This is a genomic window from Planomonospora corallina, assembly GCF_042650625.1.
Lineage (GTDB): Bacteria > Actinomycetota > Actinomycetes > Streptosporangiales > Streptosporangiaceae > Planomonospora_B > Planomonospora_B corallina.
The window spans coordinates 1-20,347 of record NZ_JBHSBM010000020.1 but is presented as its reverse complement, the minus strand read 5'-3'; the positions used below and the strand labels follow the sequence as shown (position 1 = coordinate 20,347).

The 20,347-nt window shown below is 73.1% G+C and carries 20 protein-coding genes; 6 read left to right on the top strand and 14 right to left on the bottom strand.

Annotated elements, in window-relative coordinates:
- Positions 1–232: 232 nt before the first annotated feature.
- The 11 genes from ACFOWE_RS18765 to ACFOWE_RS18715 all read right to left on the bottom strand — a co-directional run bounded on the left by ACFOWE_RS18765 (position 233) and on the right by ACFOWE_RS18715 (position 12,316).
- A complete protein-coding gene (locus ACFOWE_RS18765) occupies positions 233–1,291 on the bottom strand; it encodes a methyl-accepting chemotaxis protein (protein ID WP_377289511.1) in 1,059 nt (352 codons plus the stop codon).
- A gap of 64 nt (positions 1,292–1,355) precedes the next feature.
- Positions 1,356–1,727, bottom strand: a complete 372-nt coding sequence (locus tag ACFOWE_RS18760; RefSeq protein ID WP_377289509.1) for a response regulator — start codon at positions 1,725–1,727, stop codon at positions 1,356–1,358.
- Complete coding sequence (locus ACFOWE_RS18755; RefSeq protein ID WP_377289507.1) at positions 1,724–1,999, bottom strand: hypothetical protein; 276 nt, start codon at positions 1,997–1,999, stop codon at positions 1,724–1,726. Before ACFOWE_RS18755 ends, ACFOWE_RS18760 begins: the two co-directional genes overlap by 4 nt.
- On the bottom strand, positions 1,980–4,517 hold the full coding sequence (locus tag ACFOWE_RS18750; protein ID WP_377289505.1) for a chemotaxis protein CheA: 2,538 nt from the start codon (positions 4,515–4,517) through the stop codon (positions 1,980–1,982). Before ACFOWE_RS18750 ends, ACFOWE_RS18755 begins: the two co-directional genes overlap by 20 nt.
- Positions 4,514–4,921 (bottom strand): response regulator, encoded by a 408-nt coding sequence (locus tag ACFOWE_RS18745; protein ID WP_377289503.1) that lies wholly within the window; start codon positions 4,919–4,921, stop codon positions 4,514–4,516. The genes ACFOWE_RS18750 and ACFOWE_RS18745 overlap by 4 nt, the downstream gene beginning before the upstream one ends.
- Positions 4,918–5,799 carry a CheR family methyltransferase gene (locus tag ACFOWE_RS18740; protein ID WP_377289501.1) on the bottom strand — a complete coding sequence of 294 codons (882 nt, stop codon included), beginning with the start codon at positions 5,797–5,799 and terminating at the stop codon, positions 4,918–4,920. The genes ACFOWE_RS18745 and ACFOWE_RS18740 overlap by 4 nt, the downstream gene beginning before the upstream one ends.
- Before the next feature lie 11 nt (positions 5,800–5,810).
- A complete protein-coding gene (locus ACFOWE_RS18735; RefSeq protein WP_377289499.1) occupies positions 5,811–6,419 on the bottom strand; it encodes a HEAT repeat domain-containing protein in 609 nt (202 codons plus the stop codon).
- 35 nt (positions 6,420–6,454) lie between these two features.
- A complete protein-coding gene (gene cheB, locus ACFOWE_RS18730; protein WP_377289497.1) occupies positions 6,455–7,543 on the bottom strand; it encodes a chemotaxis-specific protein-glutamate methyltransferase CheB in 1,089 nt (362 codons plus the stop codon).
- A 14-nt stretch (positions 7,544–7,557) separates the two neighbouring features.
- Entirely contained in the window at positions 7,558–9,201 is a 1,644-nt protein-coding gene (locus ACFOWE_RS18725) for a chemotaxis protein CheW (RefSeq protein WP_377289495.1), read from the bottom strand.
- A gap of 31 nt (positions 9,202–9,232) precedes the next feature.
- Positions 9,233–11,188, bottom strand: a complete 1,956-nt coding sequence (locus tag ACFOWE_RS18720) for a methyl-accepting chemotaxis protein (RefSeq protein ID WP_377289493.1) — start codon at positions 11,186–11,188, stop codon at positions 9,233–9,235.
- 471 nt (positions 11,189–11,659) lie between these two features.
- Positions 11,660–12,316: a helix-turn-helix transcriptional regulator gene (locus tag ACFOWE_RS18715; RefSeq protein ID WP_377289491.1), complete on the bottom strand. Its 657-nt coding sequence runs from the start codon at positions 12,314–12,316 to the stop codon at positions 11,660–11,662.
- A gap of 279 nt (positions 12,317–12,595) precedes the next feature.
- On the opposite strand from ACFOWE_RS18715, the gene folE reads away from it, so the two are divergent.
- Both folE and ACFOWE_RS18705 read left to right on the top strand, forming a co-directional pair.
- Positions 12,596–13,231 carry a GTP cyclohydrolase I FolE gene (gene folE, locus ACFOWE_RS18710; protein ID WP_377289515.1) on the top strand — a complete coding sequence of 212 codons (636 nt, stop codon included), beginning with the start codon at positions 12,596–12,598 and terminating at the stop codon, positions 13,229–13,231.
- Positions 13,232–13,423: 192 nt separating this feature from the next.
- Positions 13,424–13,882, top strand: a complete 459-nt coding sequence (locus ACFOWE_RS18705; RefSeq protein WP_377289489.1) for a DoxX family protein — start codon at positions 13,424–13,426, stop codon at positions 13,880–13,882.
- Positions 13,883–14,121: 239 nt separating this feature from the next.
- Here the strand turns inward: ACFOWE_RS18705 and ACFOWE_RS18700 are convergent, their stop codons facing one another.
- Both ACFOWE_RS18700 and ACFOWE_RS18695 read right to left on the bottom strand, forming a co-directional pair.
- On the bottom strand, positions 14,122–14,952 hold the full coding sequence (locus ACFOWE_RS18700; RefSeq protein WP_377289487.1) for a Vgb family protein: 831 nt from the start codon (positions 14,950–14,952) through the stop codon (positions 14,122–14,124).
- Positions 14,946–16,448 carry an ABC-F family ATP-binding cassette domain-containing protein gene (locus ACFOWE_RS18695; protein ID WP_377289513.1) on the bottom strand — a complete coding sequence of 501 codons (1,503 nt, stop codon included), beginning with the start codon at positions 16,446–16,448 and terminating at the stop codon, positions 14,946–14,948. Before ACFOWE_RS18695 ends, ACFOWE_RS18700 begins: the two co-directional genes overlap by 7 nt.
- A gap of 70 nt (positions 16,449–16,518) precedes the next feature.
- Between ACFOWE_RS18695 and ACFOWE_RS18690 the strand changes: the two genes are divergently transcribed.
- Positions 16,519–17,103, top strand: coding sequence for a TetR/AcrR family transcriptional regulator (locus ACFOWE_RS18690; RefSeq protein ID WP_377289485.1), 585 nt, complete (start codon positions 16,519–16,521; stop codon positions 17,101–17,103).
- A 372-nt stretch (positions 17,104–17,475) separates the two neighbouring features.
- On the opposite strand, the gene ACFOWE_RS18685 is transcribed toward ACFOWE_RS18690, so the two are convergent.
- Positions 17,476–17,880 (bottom strand): helix-turn-helix transcriptional regulator, encoded by a 405-nt coding sequence (locus ACFOWE_RS18685; protein WP_377289483.1) that lies wholly within the window; start codon positions 17,878–17,880, stop codon positions 17,476–17,478.
- Between the two features lie 214 nt (positions 17,881–18,094).
- On the opposite strand from ACFOWE_RS18685, the gene ACFOWE_RS18680 reads away from it, so the two are divergent.
- The 3 genes from ACFOWE_RS18680 to ACFOWE_RS18670 all read left to right on the top strand — a co-directional run bounded on the left by ACFOWE_RS18680 (position 18,095) and on the right by ACFOWE_RS18670 (position 20,227).
- Positions 18,095–19,063 (top strand): TerC family protein, encoded by a 969-nt coding sequence (locus ACFOWE_RS18680; RefSeq protein ID WP_377289481.1) that lies wholly within the window; start codon positions 18,095–18,097, stop codon positions 19,061–19,063.
- The gene (locus ACFOWE_RS18675) at positions 19,060–19,758 is read left to right on the top strand and encodes an HAD family hydrolase (protein ID WP_377289479.1); all 699 of its coding nucleotides are present in this window, start codon (positions 19,060–19,062) and stop codon (positions 19,756–19,758) included. Before ACFOWE_RS18680 ends, ACFOWE_RS18675 begins: the two co-directional genes overlap by 4 nt.
- Positions 19,759–19,912: 154 nt before the next feature.
- A complete protein-coding gene (locus ACFOWE_RS18670) occupies positions 19,913–20,227 on the top strand; it encodes a YybH family protein (protein WP_377289477.1) in 315 nt (104 codons plus the stop codon).
- Positions 20,228–20,347 lie beyond the last annotated feature (120 nt).

Genomic DNA, 20,347 nt, shown 5'->3' with positions numbered 1-20,347 from the left:
GCGTCCACCTCGCCCCCACCCCCACCCCCGCCCCCGCCGGCACCCCCGCCGGCACCGGCGGGCCGACCGCCGCCGGCGGAACCCCGACCGGCACCGCCGGAACCGACGCCGTGGTCGCCGCCTGACCGTCCCAGGGCCCGCCCCAGGGAACGACGGGAACGAGCGGATCGCACGGGACCCCGCCCCCGTTCCGAGGCGGGAGCGGTACGGCCGCCGAAGACGTCGGCGGCCGTCAGAACAGTTCGATGGCCGGCAGCACCGCGTGGTCGGCGGCCTGCCCGGTGGCGGCGGCGTGGTTGGCGTGCTGGCGGGCCATCACATGGCCCGTCCGCAGCTCGTCGACGTGCTGGACGCCCGCCAGCAACTCGTCGGCCGTCTTCCCCCCCTCCAGGTAGTCGATGACACCGGTGACCTGCTGCTGGACCGCCTCGACGGCTGTGCCGACGTGCTCGAGCATCTGCCGGCCGATGTCCTGCGACTGGAGTCCTCCGACGGCGCCGGTGGTGCTGTCGGTCAGCGCCGAGGAGGTGCGGGAGACCCGGCTGACCGCGGTGACGGTGTCGGTGAGTACGCCGCCGAGCATCTCCGCCAGCCGCCGCTGGGCCTCTATGACATCGAGCAGGCGGCGGGTGATGGCCGTCTGCTCCCCCGTGTCCAGCTCGGCCTCGGCGGGTCCCGCGTCGTCGAGCGTGCTGTCGTCGTCGATCACGAGACGCATCCGGTCGGTCAGCTCCCCGATGCTGGAGCCGATGTCCTGGGCGGCCCTGTTCGACTGCTCGGCCAGCTGGCGTACCTCGTCTGCGACGACGGAGAATCCCCTGCCGGCCTCGCCGGCCCGGGACGCCTCGATCTTGGCGTTCAGCGCCAGGACGTTCGTGGCGCGGCTGACGGCCTCGATCGCCGCCACGTGGCGGTTCAGGTCGCGCACCTCCTCGACCAGGGCGGCCACCTTGCGGTCGCGCTGGGCGAAGTAGCGGATGAGGCCGAGGACCAGCCGGCTGTTGGACTCGCTCATCTCGCCGAGTTGCCGCTGGGTCATGTCCACCGCCCGGCCCAGCCCGGCCACGTCCTCGGCCATGGTCCCGGCGAGGGCGTCGACCTCCTGCATGCGTTCCAGGGTCGCCAGCGCGGCCTCCTCGGTGTGGCCGGCCACGTCCCTCAGGTGCGCCGACATCACGTCGCAGTAGACGGGCAGCGGGGAGAGCGCGTGCGAGATCGCCTCCGCGCTCGGCGGAGTCCGCTCCTCGGCGTGCTCACGGGGTCCGGCCGACCGGCGGCTCGAACGGAACATCAGTACCCTCCTCGGCGGCCCCGGGGCGTGCCGCCCCCGGACGTGTCGTGGTTCCGGGAAGCGCTCAGGCGCCGGGAACGACCTGCTTGATGACGCCGAGCAGCTGCTCGGGCTGGACCGGCTTGACGAGCCATCCGGTGGCACCGGCGGCCTTGGCCTGGGCGCGCTTGGACGCCTCCGACTCGGTGGTGAGCATCAGGATGGGCGTGAACCGCATCCCGGCGGCCTTGCGGACCTCCCGGGCGAAGGTGATGCCGTCCATCTGCGGCATGTTCACGTCACTGATGATCAGGTCGGGACGGAGTCCGCCGGTGACCTTGCCCAGGGCGTCCTTGCCGTCGACGGCGGTCTCCACCCCGTAGCCGGCCTTGGTGAGGACCGACTTGATGCTCATGAGGATGGTGGCGGAGTCGTCGACGAGCATGATGGTCTTCATCGGTGGGCCTCTCTCTTGGATTTCTTTCCGCTCTGCCCGGTCCCGAGGAGCGGCATGACGTGGACGGCGAGGAACGGGTCCAGGGGCTTTCCGGTGACCACCGGGCGGAACACCAGCAGAGCCTGGAGCGCCCCGGTGTGCAGATGGGTGCAGTCGCGCAGGTTCACCCGCGGCCGGGCGGCGGCGCGCAGCCAGGCGGCGAGCGGCTCGACGTCCTCGACGGCGAGCACCCCGGTGATGACGGCGGTACGGTCACGCAGCTCGAGCGGCAACGCCGAGCACCTCCTTCATGTTGAGGACCAGCAGCACCAGCCCGTTGCCGAGCATCGCGGTACCGGAGAACGCCCCGTGGCCGGCGAGCAGCCCTTCCATCGGCTTGAGGATCACGTCCACCTCGCGGTGGAGGCGCTCGACGAGCAGGCCGACCTTCCGGCCGTCGACGCGCACGACCAGGACGTCGCGGCCTCCGTCGGGCGGCGTCCAGGGCATGCCCAGGGCCGCGGCGAGGTCGATGACGGGGACGATCTCGCCGCGCAACTGGATCACGTCCTGGTGGAGGACTCGGTCGAACTCGCCGGCGGGCACCCGTACGGCCTCCGCGACGGTGTCGACGGGCACGCCGAAACGCTGGCCGGCGACGCTGAAGACCATGACCTGGGTGACGGCCATGGACAGCGGCAGCCTGAGCCGGACGGTGGTCCCGGATCCGTGCGCGGACTCGATGGCGACGGTCCCGCCCAGGCGTTCGGCGCTGGCGCGCACGGCGTCCATGCCGACACCGCGGCCGGAGACGTCCGAGACGGCCTCGGCGGTGGAGAACCCCGGCAGGAAGACCAGGTCGGCCGCCTCGGCGTCGGGGATCGCCTCCGCCCGGGCCTCGCTGATCAGGCCCTTCTCGTAGGCCTTGCGCCTGACCCGGGCGGGGTCGATGCCCGCGCCGTCGTCGGTCACCTCGACGATGATCGCGTCGCCGTCGGAGGCGGCGGTCAGGTGGATCCTCGCGACGGGTTCCTTGCCGGCGGCGTGACGCCGCTCGGGGGTCTCGACGCCGTGGTCGAGGCTGTTGCGCACCAGGTGCACGAGCGGGTCGCCGAGGGCTTCGATGACGTCCTTGTCGGCCATCACCTCCTCGCCGGAGGTGACCAGCTCGACCGACTTGCCGAGCTTGCGGCCCAGGTCGCGGACCAGCCGGGGGAAGCGGGCGAAGGCGGCCGAGAGCGGCAGCATCCGCACGTCCATCACGGCGGCCTGCAGTTCCTCGGCGATGCGGTGCATCCCGGCGTACTGGTCCTTGATGCGGCGGGCGAGCACGCGGTCGCCGTGCTCCTCCTCGGCCGCCGCGGCCAGGAACGTCAGCGCGTTCTTGGCGACGTTCAGTTCGCCCACCAGCTCCATCAGCCGGTCGACCTTCTCCTGTTCGACCTTCAGGGTCCGCGAGCCGACCCTGGCGCCGCGCTCACCGTCGGCGGGCGTACCGGAGGCCGGGGCGGGCCCGGCCTCCGGTACGGTCGCGGCGGCGGCAACGGCGGCAGTGGCGGCAGCGGCGTCTGCGGGTGCCGCCTGCCGCGCCGCGGTCAGCAGCCGGCGGGCCGCCGCCTCGACGGCGTCCGCGCTCCCACCGTCCAGAGCACCGTCCGAGGCACCGTCCTGGGCACTGTCCAGGACGCCGTCCAGGGCGGACTCCAGTCCCAGGACGCGGGCGGCGCCCCGGACGGCGTGCGCCGCCGACGCGACCCGGGTGGCGCGGTCGTCCTCGTTCTCCGGCAGCGCCGACAGGGTCCGCACGGCCGCCTCCAGCACGGTCCGCGCGTCTCCGGCCGTCTCCGGCCGCTCCTCCCCGGCGTCCGCTGGGACGCCGGGGGCGCCTTCGAGGACGCTCCCGGGGGCGCCGCCCTCTCCGGTGCCGTCCCCGGCCCCGCCGGTCAGCCACCGGGTCAGGGCGGGGGCGCCGAGGTCGGCGATCTCGACCCGGTCGGGCACGTAGCGGAACAGATGGGCGAGCTCTCCGGTGGCGGCGCGGGTGGCGAACACGAAGCCCAGCAGGCAGGCGTACTCGTCGTACTCGCCGGGCTCCGGCCACGTCTCCGGGGGGACCGGCACCAGGCGCTCGACCGCGGGCACCTGACGCAGCAGGTGCAGCGGGTCCTCCCCGCGGAAGTAGCAGTCCTCCTCGGGCAGGTAGCGGACGAACCGCACGGTGGCGGAGGTCTGCCCCAGCCAGGAGGCCGTGTCCTCCAGCCACCGGCGGCCGAGCTCTCCCACCCACTCGGGGGCGGGGTCCGCTCCCCGCGGCGCGGGTGCGGCCCCGGCGGGCGCGGCCCCGGCGGCGGACGGACCGCCCTCGCCGCCCAGCGGCCCGCGCAGCCGTTCGATCAGCCCGGCGGCGGCGGCGTGCGCCGACGACGCCAGCCGCCCGGCGGAGGTGACGTGGGCCAGCCAGCCGCGCACCAGGTCGAAGGCGGCCAGCAGGTCGTCGGTCATCGCCGCGTCCAGGTCGATCCGGCCGCCGCGTACGGCGTCCAGCAGGTCCTCGGCGGCGTGGGTCAGGCGGGTCAGCTCGGGGAAGTCGAACAGCCCCGAGGAGCCCTTGATCGTGTGGGCGGCCCGGAAGACCTCGTTGACGAGCCCGGTGTCATGGGGCGCGCGTTCCAGGCGGAGCAGGCCCTCGTCGACCCGGGCGAGCAGGTCGCCGGCCTCGGCGAGGAACTGGGCGAGCAGCGGGCTCGGCGGGTTGGCCGGGTTCATCGGGTTCGTCGGGTTCGTCGGGTTCATCGGGTTCGTCGGGATCACTGTGCCTCCTCCCCGCTCCCGGCGGCGAGCATGGTCGCCAGCCGTACCAGCCGGGCGCCGTCGACCGGTTTGACCAGGTAGAGGTTGGCGCCGGCGGCGTAGGCGCGGTCGGCGTCGCGGCTGTGGTCCTCGGTGCTGACCATGATCACCGGGGCTCCGGTGCCCACGGTCTGCCCCCGCAGCGCCTCCACGCAGGCGTAGCCGTCCATCTTGGGCATGTTCACGTCCACCACGAACAGGTCGAACGGGGTCTGCAGGGCCAGTTCGACCGCCTCCAGGCCGTTGACCGCCTCGGTGACCTCGAAGGCCGCCTCGGTGAGCAGCTGCCGGTGGTAGAGGCGGACGGTGGCGGCGTCGTCGACGACGAGGACGCGGCGGCCGCGGGCGCCGTGGGTGCTGGTCATGGGGTCGCTCCGGTGGTGGGTCGCTGGTACACCAGGCCGTCCGGGAGGCGGCACGGCGTGAAGATGGGGGAGATCCGGCTCATCGACTCGGAGTGGCCGAGGAACAGGTAGCCGCCGGGCCGGAGCGCGCCGTAGAGGTTCTCGGCGGCGCGGCGGCTGGACAGCTCGTCGAAGTAGATCAGCATGTTCCGGCAGAAGATCACGTCGAACTTCTCGAAGACCCGCATCTGCTCGGGGTCGGTGACGTTGACCCGGGAGAAGGTGATGGCCGAGCGGATGCCGGCGGAGATCTGGTGGAACCCGCCGCCGGTCGGCGTGAAGTGCCGCTCCAGCCAGGACGGCGGGACCCGCTGCAGGGAGCGCGGACCGTAGACGCCGTGCTGGGCGTGGCCCAGCACCGCGGTGTCGATGTCGGCGGCGTGGATCTCCACGTCCACGCTGTCGATCAGCGGCCACTCCTGGAGCAGGCGCAGCGCGACGGAGTACGGTTCCTCTCCCGTCGAGCACGGCAGGGACAGGATCCGCACCGGGCCGTTCTCCCCGGTGCGGGCGCGCCGGGACATCACCGCGGGAAGGACGGAGTTCAGCAGGCTGTCGAACTGGTAGTCCTCGCGCAGGAAGTACGTCTCGTTGACCGTCAGCTGGTTGATCATGTTCTGGGTCAGCTCGGGGCGGATGCCCAGCCGGATCGAGGCGAACCAGGAGGCGAAGCCGTCCTCGCCGGAGTCCCGGACGCAGGCGCCGACGCGCTTGTCGACGAAGTAGCGCTTGGCCGGGCTGAACTGGATGCCGGTGCGGCGGTAGAAGAACTCCCGGAAGCGCTCGAACTCGCCGTCGCCGAGGACGAATGCCTCCTCGTCCCCGATGGGCTCGGTCATGTGCACGCCCCTCACCGGCCCAGGCGCGGCAGGGCCGCGTCGATGGTGAAGCACAGGAACGGGTCGTCGGCGAAGCGTGCCCGGGCCGCCGCCAGCAGCGGGCGGTGCTCCGCGCCGGCCAGCGGCAGCAGCGCGTCGACCGCGGTGGCGACCACGTTGGGGTGCCGGTCGGCGGAGACGATCTCCACCAGCCAGTCGACGGCCTGCGGGCCGGTCAGGCGGGCCAGCACCATGGCCGTGAGGATGCGCACGTCGTGGTCGGGGTCGAGCACCAGCTGCGGCAGGAGCGGCAGCACACCGGTGGGCATCGCCGACAGCGCCTCCACCACGGCGGTGCGCAGCGCGGCGTCCTCGCTGCGCAGGTGCACGGCCAGGCCCGCGGCGGCCTCGGCGCCGTCCGTGGCGGCCAGCGCGGTCAGCACGGCCTCGCGCACGACGGCGTCGCCCTCCAGCGGCACCCTCTCCAGCAGGACCGCCGTCGCGGCCGGATCCGAGCCGAGGTCGAGTACGGCGCGGCGCCGGAGCTCGGGGTCGGGGTCGGCCAGCGCCTCGGCCGGCGGGCGGGGGTCGGCGGGGACCGCGGGCGCCGGGGCGCCGGCGGCGCGGTGGACGAGTGCCATGGTGCTTCCTTCGCGAGAGTTCGGGGAGGGCCCGCTCAGCGGACCCAGTCGATGAGGTGGGCGGCGATGAGGTGGTTGGGCAGCACCGCGGTGGCGCCGCCCCGGCGGACGAGCTCACCGGGCATGCCCCACACCACCGCGGTCTCCTCGGCCTCGGCGATGGTGCGCCCGCCCGCGGCCGCCACCGCCGCCATCTCCTCGGCGCCGTCGTCCCCCATGCCGGTCAGCTGCACGCACACCAGCCGCTCCGGGTCGGCGAAGCGGCGCGCGGAGGCCACCAGCCGGTCCACGCTCGGGTGCCAGCGGTGGGCGGAGGAGGCCGGGACCGACTTGACCACCGGGCCGCCGGCGCCGGGGGCGACGAGCACGTCGGCGTCGCCGCGCCCGACGTAGATGTTGCCGGGCCGCACCGGCATGGACCGGGTGACCTCGTGCACGGTCAGCTCACACGCCTCGTCCAGCCGTCTGGCCAGCGCCGCGGTGAAGGAGGCGGGAATGTGCTGGGCCACGATCACGGGCGCGGGGAACGAGGCAGGCAGCTGCGCCAGGATCTCCGCCAGCAGGGCCGGACCTCCGGTGGAGGCGCCGACCAGCACCAGGTCCGCCGGCGCGGCCTGCGGACGGGCCGTCCCGGCGCGGGCGTGCCGGGACGGGGCGGTGGCGGCGGCGGCGACCCGGGCGCGCTGGGTGAGCAGCCGGGCGGTCAGGCCGCCGGCCCGGCGCACCCGCGCCCGGGCCGCCGCGCGGACCTTGGCGACCAGGTCGGCGGCGACGTCCTCCAGGTTCAGGGAGACCGTGCCGCCGGGCTTGGGCACGTAGTCCACCGCGCCCATGGCCAGCGCCTCCAGGGTGACCAGCGCGCCGTCCTCCGTCAGGGAGGAGACCATGACGACCGGCCGCGGATCCTGGCGCATGATCTCCGCCAGGCACGTCAGGCCGTCCATCTCGGGCATGTTCACGTCGAGGGTGACCACGTCCGGCTGGACGCGCTGCATCTGCTCCAGCGCGTCCAGCCCGTTGCGGGCGGTGCACACCTCGAACTCACCCGTGTCGGTGAGGATCCGCTTGATGAGCTTGCGCATCAGCGCGGAGTCGTCGACGACGAGGACGTTCGTGCCGGACATGACCGCCGGTCCTCTCAGGCGGCCCGGGCCGCGGGCCCGGCGGCGGCCGCCGCCAGCGCCTCGGCCTGCTCGGCCGCGAGCAGCTGGTCGGCCTGGACGAGCAGGAGCATGCGCCGGTCCCCCGGCAGGTTCGCCACCCGGCCGACCAGGCGGGCCTGCTCGGCGGAGAGCTCCGGAGCGGGCTCCAGCACCGACTTGGCGACCCGGGCGACCTCGGCGACCGAGTCGACGACGAACCCGGTCCGCACGCCGCCGATGATCAGCACCACGATGCGCTGCCGGTCGTCGCGGCCGGCGCGCTCCAGCCCCAGCCGCGTGCGCAGGTCCACCACCGGCAGCACGGTGCCGCGCAGGTTGACCAGGCCCTCGACGAAGTCGTAGGTCTTCGGCACGCGGATCAGCGTCTCCGGAACCCGGATGATCTCCTGCACCGCGTCCACGTCGACCGCGTACTCCTCGGCGTCCAGCCGGAAGACGACGAACAGCTCCTCGTCCCCGCGGCCGTCGTCGGCCAGGTTCATCTCCCTCTCCTCTCCGGCCGTCGCCGTCGTCCCGTCCCCGTCGCCGAGGTGGGCGGCGAGCTCCTCCCGGAGCGCCGCCGAGTCGAACATGCGCTCGATGTCCAGTACGGACACCAGGCGCCTGCCGCCGTCCAGACGGCAGACCGAACCGACCTCGGTGGCGTGTCCGGGCCGGTTGACCACGCCGGGCAGGGGCGCCACCAGGTCGTGGGGGACCCGCAGGACCTCCCGCACGGTGTCCATGACCACACCGGCCACCTCGCCCGCCCCCAGGGAGACCACGACGATGCGGTTCTGCGGCTCCAGCGGGGTGACGTCCAGGCCGAACACCCGGCGCATGCTGAGCACCGGGAGCAGCCGGCCGCGCAGGTCCATGACCCCGAGCACCTGCTCACCGGAGTTCGGCACCCGGCTGACCCGGTCCGGGGCCTGGACGATCTCCTGCACCTGGTCGATGGGGAGCGCGTACTCCTGCCCGTCGACGGTGAAGCTGACCAGCTCCAGCGTGTCGGCCGCCTCGTCCAGCGGGTCCTCCTCGCGCTCCGCCGCGCCGCGCCGGACATCGCCCCGCTCGGTGCGCCGGGCGCGCAGCGTGAACTCGCCGCCCACCAGGGAGTCCACGTCCAGGACCGTGGTCATCTGCCCGCCTTCGGACTTGATGACCCCGACGAGGACGTCGGAGCGGACCGTCGACCGGATCGTGTCGGCCGGCTCCACCGCACCGGGGTCGACGCTGATCACACTGGCCACCCGGTCGACCACGAACCCCAGCGGGACCCCGCCGTCGACCACGATCACCCGGGTCGTCTCGTCGTGCCCGGTCTCGGCGAGCGCGCAGCAGGTGCGCAGGCTCACCACCGGCAGCACGCGGCCGCGCAGGTTGGCCAGGCCCTCCAGGCTGGGCGGGCCCAGCGGGACCCTGACCAGGCCGGGCATGCGGATGATCTCCTGCACCCGGCTCATCGGGAACGCGTAACGCTCGCCGTCCATGTCGAAGGTGACGTAGTCGGCGCCCTCCGTCTCGTCCGCGGCGTCGTTCCCGGTGCCGTTCCCGGTGCCGTTCCCGGTGCCGTACGGCCCGCCGTGCGGGTCCCCGGGACCGCGGACGGCCGCGGCGGCGTCGTCGAGCTCGCTCATCGTGCCTCTTCTCTCCTCGCCGGTCCCGCCGTCAGTTGCTGTTCTGCAGATCGTCGGCGAGCGCCGCGATCTCCTCCACGGCCGCCGCGAGGTCCTCGGCGCCCTGCGCCTGCTGCCGGGCCGCGGCCGCCGCCTGCGCGGACAGCTGGTCGGATTCGTTGGACGCCGCGGAGATCTGGTCGAGGCCGCTCTTCACCTGGGAGATCGCCGCGGCGATCTCCTGGGCCGCGTCGCGCACCAGCTCGTTGCCGGAGCGGACCTCGGCCATGTCCCGCTCGATCTCCACCAGGCGGGCGGTGGTCGCCTTGGCGGCCTCCACCTCGGCCAGCGAGAGCCGGCTGGTCTCCTCCAGATCGCCGCGGACCTCGACGATGCGGTCCTGCACGGCCTTGACCAGGTCCTTGATGCGCTCGGCGTTCTCCGCCGAGTCGCGGGCGAGGTTGCGGATGTCGGTGGAGACCACCGCGAAGCCCTTGCCGAACTCACCGGCCCGCGCCGACTCCACCGAGCCGTTGACCGCCAGCATGTTGGTCTGGATGGACACGTTCGCGATCGCGTCCACGATCTTGTCGATCCGCCGGGAGACCAGCTCCAGCTCGACGACCTGGCGGGCGCTGTCCATGCCGGCGCGGGCCGCCTCGGCGATCGCCTCGATCGTGGCGTCGACGGACTCCTTGTTGGCGACCAGCATCGCCAGCATGCCGTCGGCCTTCTCCACGGCCGCTCCGCCGCGGGTCTCGGCCAGCTCGGCGCCCTGCTCGATCTGGACCAGCGCGCCGGCGGCGTCCTGGGCCTTGACGGCGGCGCTGCGCGCGCCGGCGGAGATCTGCCCGATCGCGGTGGAGATCTGGGCGGCGGCCCGGTTGATCTCCTCCACCGCGGCCGACAGCTCCTCTGCGGCCGAGGCGACCTCCTCGGCGCTCTTGCCGATGTCGGTGCTGGTGCGCAGCCCGTCGGCGATCTCGGCCAGCTCCTCGGCGGCCTGCTCGCTCTGCTGCAGCGCCGCGCCCTGCTGGCCGACGGTCTGCAGGGACTCCTCGGTGGCGGCCGACTGCTGCTCGGCGGCGGCGGCGATCTCCTCGGAACGGACCTTGGCGTCGGCGGCGGCCTTCTCCGCCTGGACGGCCGCGGCGGCCATCTCGGCGGCCCCGTCCAGGATCTGCGCCATGTCGGTGCGGATCTGCTCCAGCTGGGCGGTGATGGCCTTGCCCTTCTCGACCTCGCCGCGGGCGGTCTCCGCCGACCGCTGCACGCTGGCGGCGACGGTGTTGACACCCTCGCGGACCTCGTCGATCAGGCCCCGGATCTGGCTGGCGCTGCGCTCGCTGGTCTCGGCCAGGGTGCGCACCTCGTCGGCCACGACCGCGAACCCCTTGCCGTGCTGGCGGGCGCGGGCGGCCTCGATGGCGGCGTTGAGCGCCAGCAGGTTCGTCTGGTCGGCGATGTGCGCGACCGTCTTGACGATCTCGCCGATCTCGTCGGCCTGCTTCTCCAGCTCGCTGATGACCTTCACCGAGGCGGTCTGGCGGCCCGAGGCGCTCTCGACGTTGCGCAGCATGCCGTCGATGCCGGTCTTGGTCTCCGTCAGCAGGCGCTGCAGGGCGGTGGTGAGCCCCTGAACCTTCTCGGTGGCCTGCTGCTGCGTCTTGATCCGCTCCTCGACCTTGGTGACGGTGGCCAGGCTCTGCTGGGTGGCGCTGGAGGACTCCTCCGCGCCGGCGGCGATCTGCTGCATCGCGTCGCGCAGCTGCCGGGAGGCCTCGGCGGCCTGGGCGTTCTGCGCGGAGATCTCAGCGGTGGCCGCGGCGATCCGCTCGGCGGCCTGCTGCTGCTTGGCCACCGAACGGGCCCGGCGCCGGGCGGCGTCGCTCTCGCCCCGTGCGGAGCCGGCGGTGCCGGCGGTGCCGGCGGGCCGTACGGCCTCGGAGACCGTGGCGATCTTGGTGCCGTTGACGGGACGGCCGTTCGAGGAGCTCGTGAGAGGCATGTCTGTCCTTGCTTCCTTGATGTCGGCGCCGTCGTCCTGACGGCGCCCGGCGCCACCGCTGACGGGGTCAGCGAGACGGGTGGTCGCGGGGGGGGGGGGGGGCGACCGTGAGCGCCGGCGGGGTCGGGAACGACGGGGACACCTTCGGGAACCGACTGCCTCGTGCGGCTCGCCCCCTCCATCGGCAGGCTTCCGGCGGGCATTCGGGCGCCGGGACCAACGACTGTTTTCAGGGGACCAAGGTCTGCAACCGATCCCGCCGTTCGTCCGAACGGCGGCGTCCACGCGGTATCCCCCGCGCGGAGGGGACTCTCAGGAGGTGCCCGGAGGAAGGACTCCCGCGGACCCGGCCCGGCGGCGTCCCGGGCACCGGCGGCGCCGGTGACGGCAGGCCGGGTGGAACCGGCGGCGCCGGTGACGGCAGGCCGGGTGGAACCGGCGGCGCCGGTGACGGCAGGACCGGCGGAGCGGTCAGGCCGCGGGGTCGAGGATCACGCAGCAGTTGTCCGGGCAGGGCCGGAGCCGGACGGTGAAGCGTCCGGTGGCCTTCAGGCCCTCGAGGTAGCCGCGGGCCAGCGCGGCGTTCACCGAGCAGACCAGCTCGGTGTCGACCGCGCGCATCCGCTGGAACGGGCAGTTGGTCAGCAGCACGGAGTCGCCGTCGGCGGCGGGCTCGTAACCGAGCCGGGCGAGCAGGTCCCACAGGGCGTCACGGGAGGACTGCTCGGCGGCGAGCTCCCGGCCCCGCCGTACGGCCACGCGGACGGCGGCCCGGGTGAACGGCTCGGGCGGCAGCTGCTCCCGGGCGGCCCGCAGCAGGATCTCGGCGAGCAGTTCGTAGCGCCGGGGCGGCACGGAGGCGTTCAGCTCGCGCCGGACGGCCCGGTAGCGCTGCGCGGGGCGGCCCCGGCGGCCGGTGCCGGCGGGCTCGTCGGTCTCCTCCACGAGGCGGGCCTGCTCGAGCTTGTGCAGGTGGAACGCGACCAGGGTCCGCCCCATGTCGAGGGCCTGGCAGATCTCCTGGCGGGTGACCGGCCCGTCGGCGCGGGCCAGGAACTCGTAGATGCGTGCCCGCTGCGGCTCGGACAGCAGGCCGAGCGCTTCGAGGTCCTCCGGCATCGCGTCCATGGGTCTCACCGTAGCCCACCCCCCAAATTTAGCCAATGTCGGTTGACGTAATTCGAGGCGGGCGGAATATTGACCATGGTGGTTGGCGAAAATGGCGGCCCTGGCTGGAGGAGACCATGCGCCTGTTCTCGTTCCGCTCCGCGCTCACGCTCGAGGGCCGCAGGGCCAAGGGCCCGCTGCGCGGCACGGCGGGCAAGCCCCTGCAACCGCCACCGCCGGCGCTCCGCCCGGTGAGACCTCCGGCCCCCTTCCCCCGACAAGGAGACACCCGTGACCGTACTGACGTGGGACGACAGCGAGAACGCCCGGCACCCGAGCCCCGGACGGCCCGCCGGCGACGCGTCCGTGATCGATCTGCCCGCGGCACAGCACGCGGTGGCGGACCTGCTGCGCGCCCTGGGCCGCGACCCCCGCTCACCGCATCTGCGCGACACCCCTCGGCGCGTGGCCGCCGCCTTCGCCCAGATGCTGACCCCGGTCCCCTTCACGCTGACGACCTTCCCCAACGACGAGGGCTACGACGAGCTCGTGCTCGTCAAGGACATCCCCTTCTCCTCCCTGTGCGAGCACCACCTGCTGCCCTTCTCCGGCACGGCCCATGTCGGCTACCTCCCCGGCGACCGCATCGTCGGGCTGTCCAAGCTCGCCCGCGTGGTCCACCGCTTCGCCGGCGACACGCAGGTCCAGGAACGCCTCACCGCCCAGATCGCCGACTTCCTCGGCCAGAGCCTGCGCCCCAAGGGCGTCGGCGTCGTCCTTGAGGCCGAGCACCTGTGCATGTCGCTGCGCGGTGTGCGGACCGTGGGCGCGCGGACCGTCACCTCCCGCCTGCTCGGGACCCTGCGCGACGACCCCCGCTCACGGCAGGAGTTCATGGCCCTGACGACCGCCGCCTCGAAAGCGCCGGGAAGCTGACCCCGCAGCGAGGCGCGGCCGGCCGCCCGAGGGCCGTCCCGGGGCGCGTGCCACCGGACGGGCACCGGACGGGCTCGGCGGGCCGGCCGCTCCGCCGTGCCGGCCGGCGCCCGACCGGCGTGGGGATCTGCCCGGCCCGAAGACCACGACCACCGCACGAAACCGAGAAGTGATCCCATGAAAGGTGACTCCATGACGTTCGACCGGTTCCACGGCCCGGTGCTCTCGCTCTTCCGCACCGTGACGGGCCTGCTGTTCGCCTTCCACGGACTGGCGTCGATGTTCGGCGTCCTGGGCGGCAACCGCGGCACCGGCCAGGCCGTCGCGTTCGGCGTCTGGCCCACCTGGTGGGCCGCGCTCATCCAGCTCGTCTTCGGCGGCCTCGTGCTCGCCGGGCTCTTCACCCGCCTCAGCGCCCTGCTGTGCTCCGGCTCGATGGCGTACGCGTACTTCGTGGTGCACCAGCCCGAGCACCTGCTGCCGCTGCGCAACGGCGGCGAGCTGTCGGCGCTGTTCTGCTGGTCGTTCTTCCTGATCGCGGTGCTCGGCCCGGGGACGTGGGCGCTCGACGGGTTCCTGCGCTCCCAGCGCGCCACCGGGCCGGGCACGCGTCAAGCGCACGCCCGGCTCGGTGGCCCGGTCCCCGATTGACACGGCCCCCGCCGCGCCCGGCGCCGTCCGCGCCTCCGGCCCGGTTCTCTCCCCCGGGCGCCGGGCACCCGCAGCGTGGATGCTCCGCCCTTCAGGGAACGAGACGCGGAACGGCCGGACACTCAGGTCTCCCGATCGCCGAGCAGTGCCGTCCGCTCACCGGGCCCGCGGCTCCGATCCCATCCATTGGCGGGGACGGGCTCCGCAAGGCGCGCCGAGGCCGGTGCGGTGCGGCGTGGTCAGCGGCTCACCAGGGCACCGGATTCCATCGCCACCCAGATCACGCCGTCGGGCCCGACCGTGAGCCCGTGGGGCTCGGCACCGTCCAGAGGGTACTCCTCGATCCTGCCTCCGGTCGTGATGCGGCCCAGCCTGCCGGTGCCCCACTCGGTGAACCACAGGGCGCCGTCCGGGCCGGTGACGATGGCGTGCGGCCTGGAGGCGCGGTCGGGGAGCGGGAACTCGCTGACAGCGCCGGAGGTGTCGATCCGGCCCACCTGGCCCGCGCCGATCTCCACGAACCACAGGGCTTCATCCGGTCCGGAGCAGATGCCCACCGGAGCGGCGGCCGGCGTGGGCAGCCCGTGCAGCCTCACCTCGCCGTCAACGGTGATGCGGCCGATCGCGTTGCCCTGGTTGAGGGTGAACCAGAGCGCCCCGTCGGGCCCTGCCGTGATCGCCGACGGCATCGCGCCCCGGGTGGGCAGCGGGTGGAGGGTGACCTCGCCCGCCGCGGTGATGCGGCCGATCCGGTCGCCCTGGAGCTGTGTGAACCACATGTTCCCGTCGGGGCCGGCGGCGATGCCGTACGGCGAGTCCACCTCGAAGGCGGTGACCGTGCCGTCCACGGTGATCCGCCCGATCCGGCCGCCGGCGAACTCGGTGTACCACAACGCGCCGTCGCATCCCGCGGTGATCACCGTGGGGCGGCCGTCGGCGGGCTCGAGCTGGAAGAGCGCGGGCTCCTCGCCCGGAACGACCCGTCCGATCCGTCCCTGGTGGACGAGCGTGAACCACAGAGCGCCGTCGGGACCGGTGACGACGTCGTAGGGGGAACCATCGATCAACATGCGTGACCTCCCGGGAGCGGGATCTGCGTGCCGGTGAAGCGGCGCCGCAGCGCCCGGTCGTGCGTGACCACCACGAGCGCTCCGCCGTAGCCGTCGAGCGCCTGTTCGAGCTCCTCGACCAGGGGGAGCGAGAGGTGGTTGGTGGGCTCGTCGAGCAGCAGCAGGTCGTACTCGCCCGCCAGCAGCACGGCCAGCGCCAGCCGCCGCCGCTGCCCCACCGACAGGGCGCCGACCTTGAGCCCGAGCGCCTCCGGACGGAACAGGCCGGTCGCCATCAGTGCCGCCGCCTCTCCGCCGTAGGTCTCCAGGACCGTCCTGTCCGGATCGAACGTCACCTCCTGCGGGAGGTATCCGGCCCGCTCACCCGCCTCGGCGGCGATCGCGGCGAGCAGCGTCGACTTGCCGGCGCCGTTGGGGCCGTGGATCAGCAGGCGGTCGCCCGCCGCGATCCGCACCCGGCCGAACTCCACGAGCGTGCCCGTGCCGGCACCGGCGGGCGCGAACGCGCCGCGGAAGCGCAGCGGCTCGGGCGGGCGCGGGACCGGGTTCTCCCGCAGGCGGCGCAGGCGCTCGGCCGCCTGCCGTACCCGCGAGGCCACCGAGTCCTGCACACGCCCGGCGTTGCGGTCATAGGCCATCTTGTTGTTGTCCTTCATGGCCCGGCCCGCCGCGACGCGGTGCGCGGTGGTCGCGGCGAACTCCCCGGCCTGCCGGATCTCCTCCTGCCAGTCGGCGTAGGCCTGCTCCCAGCGCAACCTGGCCGCCGCCTTGTCGGCGAGGAAGCCGGTGTAGCCGCCGCCGAACCTGGTCATCGTGCCGCCCTCGACCTCGAGGATCGCCGTCGCCACCCGGTCCAGGAAGATCCGGTCGTGCGAGACCGCCACCACCGTGCCCTTGTGTTCGCGCAGCCGGTCCTCCAGCCAGGCCGTCGCCGCCTCGTCGAGGTGGTTGGTCGGCTCGTCGAGCAGCAGGATCTCCGGCGAGGCCGCCAGTACGCAGGCCAGTCCCAGCCGGGCCTGCTCGCCGCCGGACAGGCTCGACAGCACGCGTGACCGCTCGATCCGGGCCAGGCCCAGGGCGTGCATCGCCTTGTCCACGCGGGCGTCGGCCTCGTATCCGCCCCTGGCCTCGAAGGCGGCGAGCAACTCGCCGTATCGGTCCATGTCCTGCACCTCGGCGGCCTCCTGCATTCCGCGCTCGATGGCGCGCAGCTCGGCCAGGGCGGCGTCGACGGCCTGCTGGACGGTGTGGTGGCCCGGCAGGCCGAGGGTCTGGCCCAGGTAACCGACTCCGCCGGCCGCCGACACCGTCACCTCGCCGTCGTCCGGCGTCTCCACGCCGGCGATCACCCGGAGCAGCGTGGACTTGCCGGAGCCGTTCTCGCCCACGATCCCCGCGCGCTCTCCGGGGCGGACGCTGAAGGTGACCCGATCGAGGACCAGGTGCTCGCCGTACGACTTCGAGACTCCCTTGAGGGAGAGCTGGGTGGTCAGAATGGAACTCCAATCGCAACTTATGTAGCTTTAACGTAACCCAATGCGAGCCTTAATGCAACTGGAGTAGACATTGGAGAAGCGCCCCGGTGGTCGCAGCGCCCGCGTGCGCGACGCCGTACGGCAGGCGACCCTCACCGAACTGGCCGAACACGGCTACAGCGGACTGACGGTGGAGAACGTGGCGATCCGCTCCGGTGTCCACAAGACGACCGTGTACCGCCGCTGGGGAAGCGCGGAGGGGCTCATCGCGGACGCCCTGGAGCTCGCGCGGCAGGAACCGTGGCCGGTGCCCGACACCGGCTCCCTCAAGGGGGACCTGCGGGAGATCACCCGGCTGGTGCAGAGCGGGTTCGCCGATCCCGTCGCCGGGCCGGTCTCCGCCGCGTTCGTGACGGCGGCCGTGCAGAGCAGCGGCGCCGCGCAGTCCCTGCACGACTTCTTCTCGGCCCGCCACGAGCAGGCGGCCGACGTGGTGCGGCGAGCCGTCGACCGGGGCGAGCTGCCGGCGGGCACGGACGCCGCCGACGTGATCAGGATGGCCGTCGCCCCGATCTACTACCGGCTGTTCATCACCCGCGAGCCGGTCACCGAACGCGACGCGGAACGCGCGGCCGACGCCGCCGTCGCCGCCGCCCGCGCGGGCGTCATCCGGTGATCGCCTGGCCCCGGTGCCGCGTGCGGCCGGCACTCCCCCTTCTCAGGTTTAGTTTTAGTCGATCGCTTAATTGTTTAGAGAGCTACGAAACTCTTAACCTGTTCACATGATCCGTACCACATAATTCCGGTTATGGGGTACCGCATCGCATGAGGAGATCACGCCGCCACCGCCCGCTCCCATCGGCCGCATCCAGCAGATGCCGGTGATGCGCGACAAGATCGGTATGCGACATGGCTTGATGACCACATTGGAGCGCGGATCCCGGCCGCCCGGGCGCCCTCCCTGATCCGTGACGGCCGGGAACGGGCCCGCTCGGCACGGTTCCCTGCGGAGACGGGCCGGAGGCGGGGGCACGGCCGGAGCCGCGGCTCAGGAGGACGGGGGGAAGAGCGCCGCGAGCAGTTCCCCCGTGCTGGTGTGCCGCTCCAGCGGGTGCCGGAGCGGGCGGGTGCGGTCCAGCGTGTAGTGGTTGCGCCGGCCGCGGCGCTCCACGAGCAGGTAGCCCTCGGCGGCGAGGTCGGCGACGATGCTCTGCACCGCGCGCAGGGTGATGCCGACCTGCGCGGCGACCTCGCGCATGGTCGCGTCCGGGGCTCGGTCCAGGCAGACCAGCACGTGGGCGTGGTTGCTCAGGAACGTCCACGCGGGCCGGTCGGGCCCCCGCGGCCCTTCCCGGCTGGGACCGCCCGCCGTACCGGGACCGCCCGCCGCATCGGAACCGCTCACCGCATCGGGGCCGGGAGCGCCCACCGCGGCGACGCCGGAAGTGTCCATGCCCGCCGCCCCCTCCCTCGCCCCCACCGCGCCGGAGCAGGGGCGCGACCATTTGACATACGAATTCTACTTCGTATTGTGAAAGGGCGGAGGGGAGTACCCGATCCGCCGGGATCGTCAGTACGGCGTGCGAAAGGCCCGCCCGGTCCCGGCGCCGCCCGTACCGGGCGGCGGGGAGACCTCCGGTCGTCCACCTGACCGGAGGAGAATCCCTGTGAACGTCCCCCTGTGGGCATGGTTCGCCGTGCTGGGCGTGATCGCCGCCATGCTCGCCGTCGACCTGTTCGCCCACCGCCGCGCCCACGTCGTCGGCGTCCGCGAGGCCGCGCTCTGGTCGGCGGTCTGGGTCACCCTCGGCCTCGCCTTCGGAGCCGTCGTCTGGTGGTGGCAGGGCGCGGAGTTCGCCGGCCAGTACTACGCCGGCTACCTGATCGAGAAGTCGCTCGCCGTCGACAACGTCTTCGTCTTCGCGATCATCTTCGGGTACTTCGCCGTGCCCCCGCAGTACCAGCACCGCGTGCTGTTCTACGGCGTGCTCGGCGCGCTGGTCTTCCGCGGGGCGTTCATCGCCGCCGGGTCCGTGCTCATCGCGAGCTTCGCCTGGATCCTGTACGTCTTCGGCGCGTTCCTGGTGCTGACCGGCGTCCGCATGGCCCTGCACCGGGCGGAGACGATCGATCCGGAGCGGAGCCTGGCGCTGCGGGCGCTGCGCCGGCTGGTCCCGGTGACCGACGACTACCACGGGCACCGGTTCCTCATCCGGCGGGCCGGCGAACTGGTCGCCACCCCGCTGCTGGCGGTGCTGGTCCTGGTCGAGGTCACCGACGTCGTCTTCGCCGTCGACTCCATCCCCGCGATCTTCGCCGTGACCTCCGAGCCGTTCCTGGTCTTCACCTCCAACGCCTTCGCCGTCCTCGGTCTGCGCGCCATGTACTTCCTGCTGGCCGATCTGATGCACCGCTTCGTCCACCTCAAGCTCGGCCTGGCCCTGGTGCTGGTCTGGGTGGGCGTGAAGATGCTGCTGCTGGAGGTCTACAAGATCCCCACCGGGGTGTCGCTGGCGGTGGTCGCGGCCATCCTCGCCACGGCCGTCATCACCAGCTGGCGCGCCACCCGTCCCGGTCGCCGCACGCCGCCTCCGTCCCACGACGACCGCGAGACCCCTGCGACGATGGCCTCATGATCCGCGCGATCCTCTTCGACCTGGACGGCACCCTCCTGGACCACCGCGGCGCGGCCGACCGCGCCGCCGCCGCGTGGGCGCGGGCCACCGCGCCCGGCCACCCCCGGCTGCCCGAGGTGCCCCGGCTCTGGCAGCGGCTGGAGGAGGTCCACGTGCGCTCCTGGCAGGCCGGCGAGTGCTCCTTCGCCGAGCAGCGCCGCCGCCGCGTCCGCGACCTCTGCGCCGAACTGCGGCTGGCCGCACCGGCCGACGCGGACGCCTCCTTCGCCGGCTACCTGGAGCACTACCGGCGGCGGTGGCGGGCCTTCCCCGACGTGCCCGAGGCCCTCGACGCGTTCGACGCGCTCGGCGGCCTGCGGCTGGGCGTGCTGACCAACGGCGAGGCCGCCCAGCAGGCCGCCAAACTGGCCGCCATCGGCCTGGCCGGACGGCTGGACCCGGTCCTCACCTCCGACCTGCTCGGCGGCCACTACAAACCCGCCCGCGACTGCTACCTGCACGCCGCGCGGCTGCTGGACCTGCCTCCGGAGCAGGTGCTGGTGGTGGGCGACGACCTCGACGCCGACGTGCTCGGCCCCCGGACGGCGGGGATGCACTCGGTCTGGCTGGACCGCGGCACCGCCCCCTCCCGCACCCCGCCGCCGGACGCGCCCCGCATCACTTTGCTGACCGAACTGCCCGCGCTCCTGTCCTGAGGGCTCCGCCGTACGGCGGGGCGCCCCGGCCGCCGGGGCGGCGGGAGGTCCGGCGACGGACCGTTCACACGGAGGCAACGGAAAGCGCGCGCGCCATTGATTCACAAAAGGAGACTTCTCCGAAAATAGCATTTCGTGTTATGATTCATATGTCATGACGACTCATGACAACGGCATTTTGGATGCCATTCTCCCCGACAGCCCCGAAGAGCTTCCCGCCGCGTTCGTGGCGGCGTTCAACTCCGGGGCGCCGGAGCGGCTCGACCGCCTCTACGAGGACGCGGGTGTCCTCGTCCCCAGGCCCGGCCATCCCGTCACGGGCGAGGGGAAGGCCGCCGCCAACCAGCACCTTCTCAGCTTCGGCCTGCCGATCGAGGCCCGGCTCCGGCACTCCTACGTCGCCGGCGACATCGCCCTGCTCGTCATCGACTGGTCCATCATGACCTCCCGAGGGGACCGTCGCCTTTAGGCGACGGAGGAATCGGGAGCGGGAGGGCCGCCAGGGCCCGAGCGTGCATTGAGCCGCCTGATCTGCGCATCAGAGATCTCCGTTCGTCACATATTAGATGGGCGTCACTGCTGTAATGAT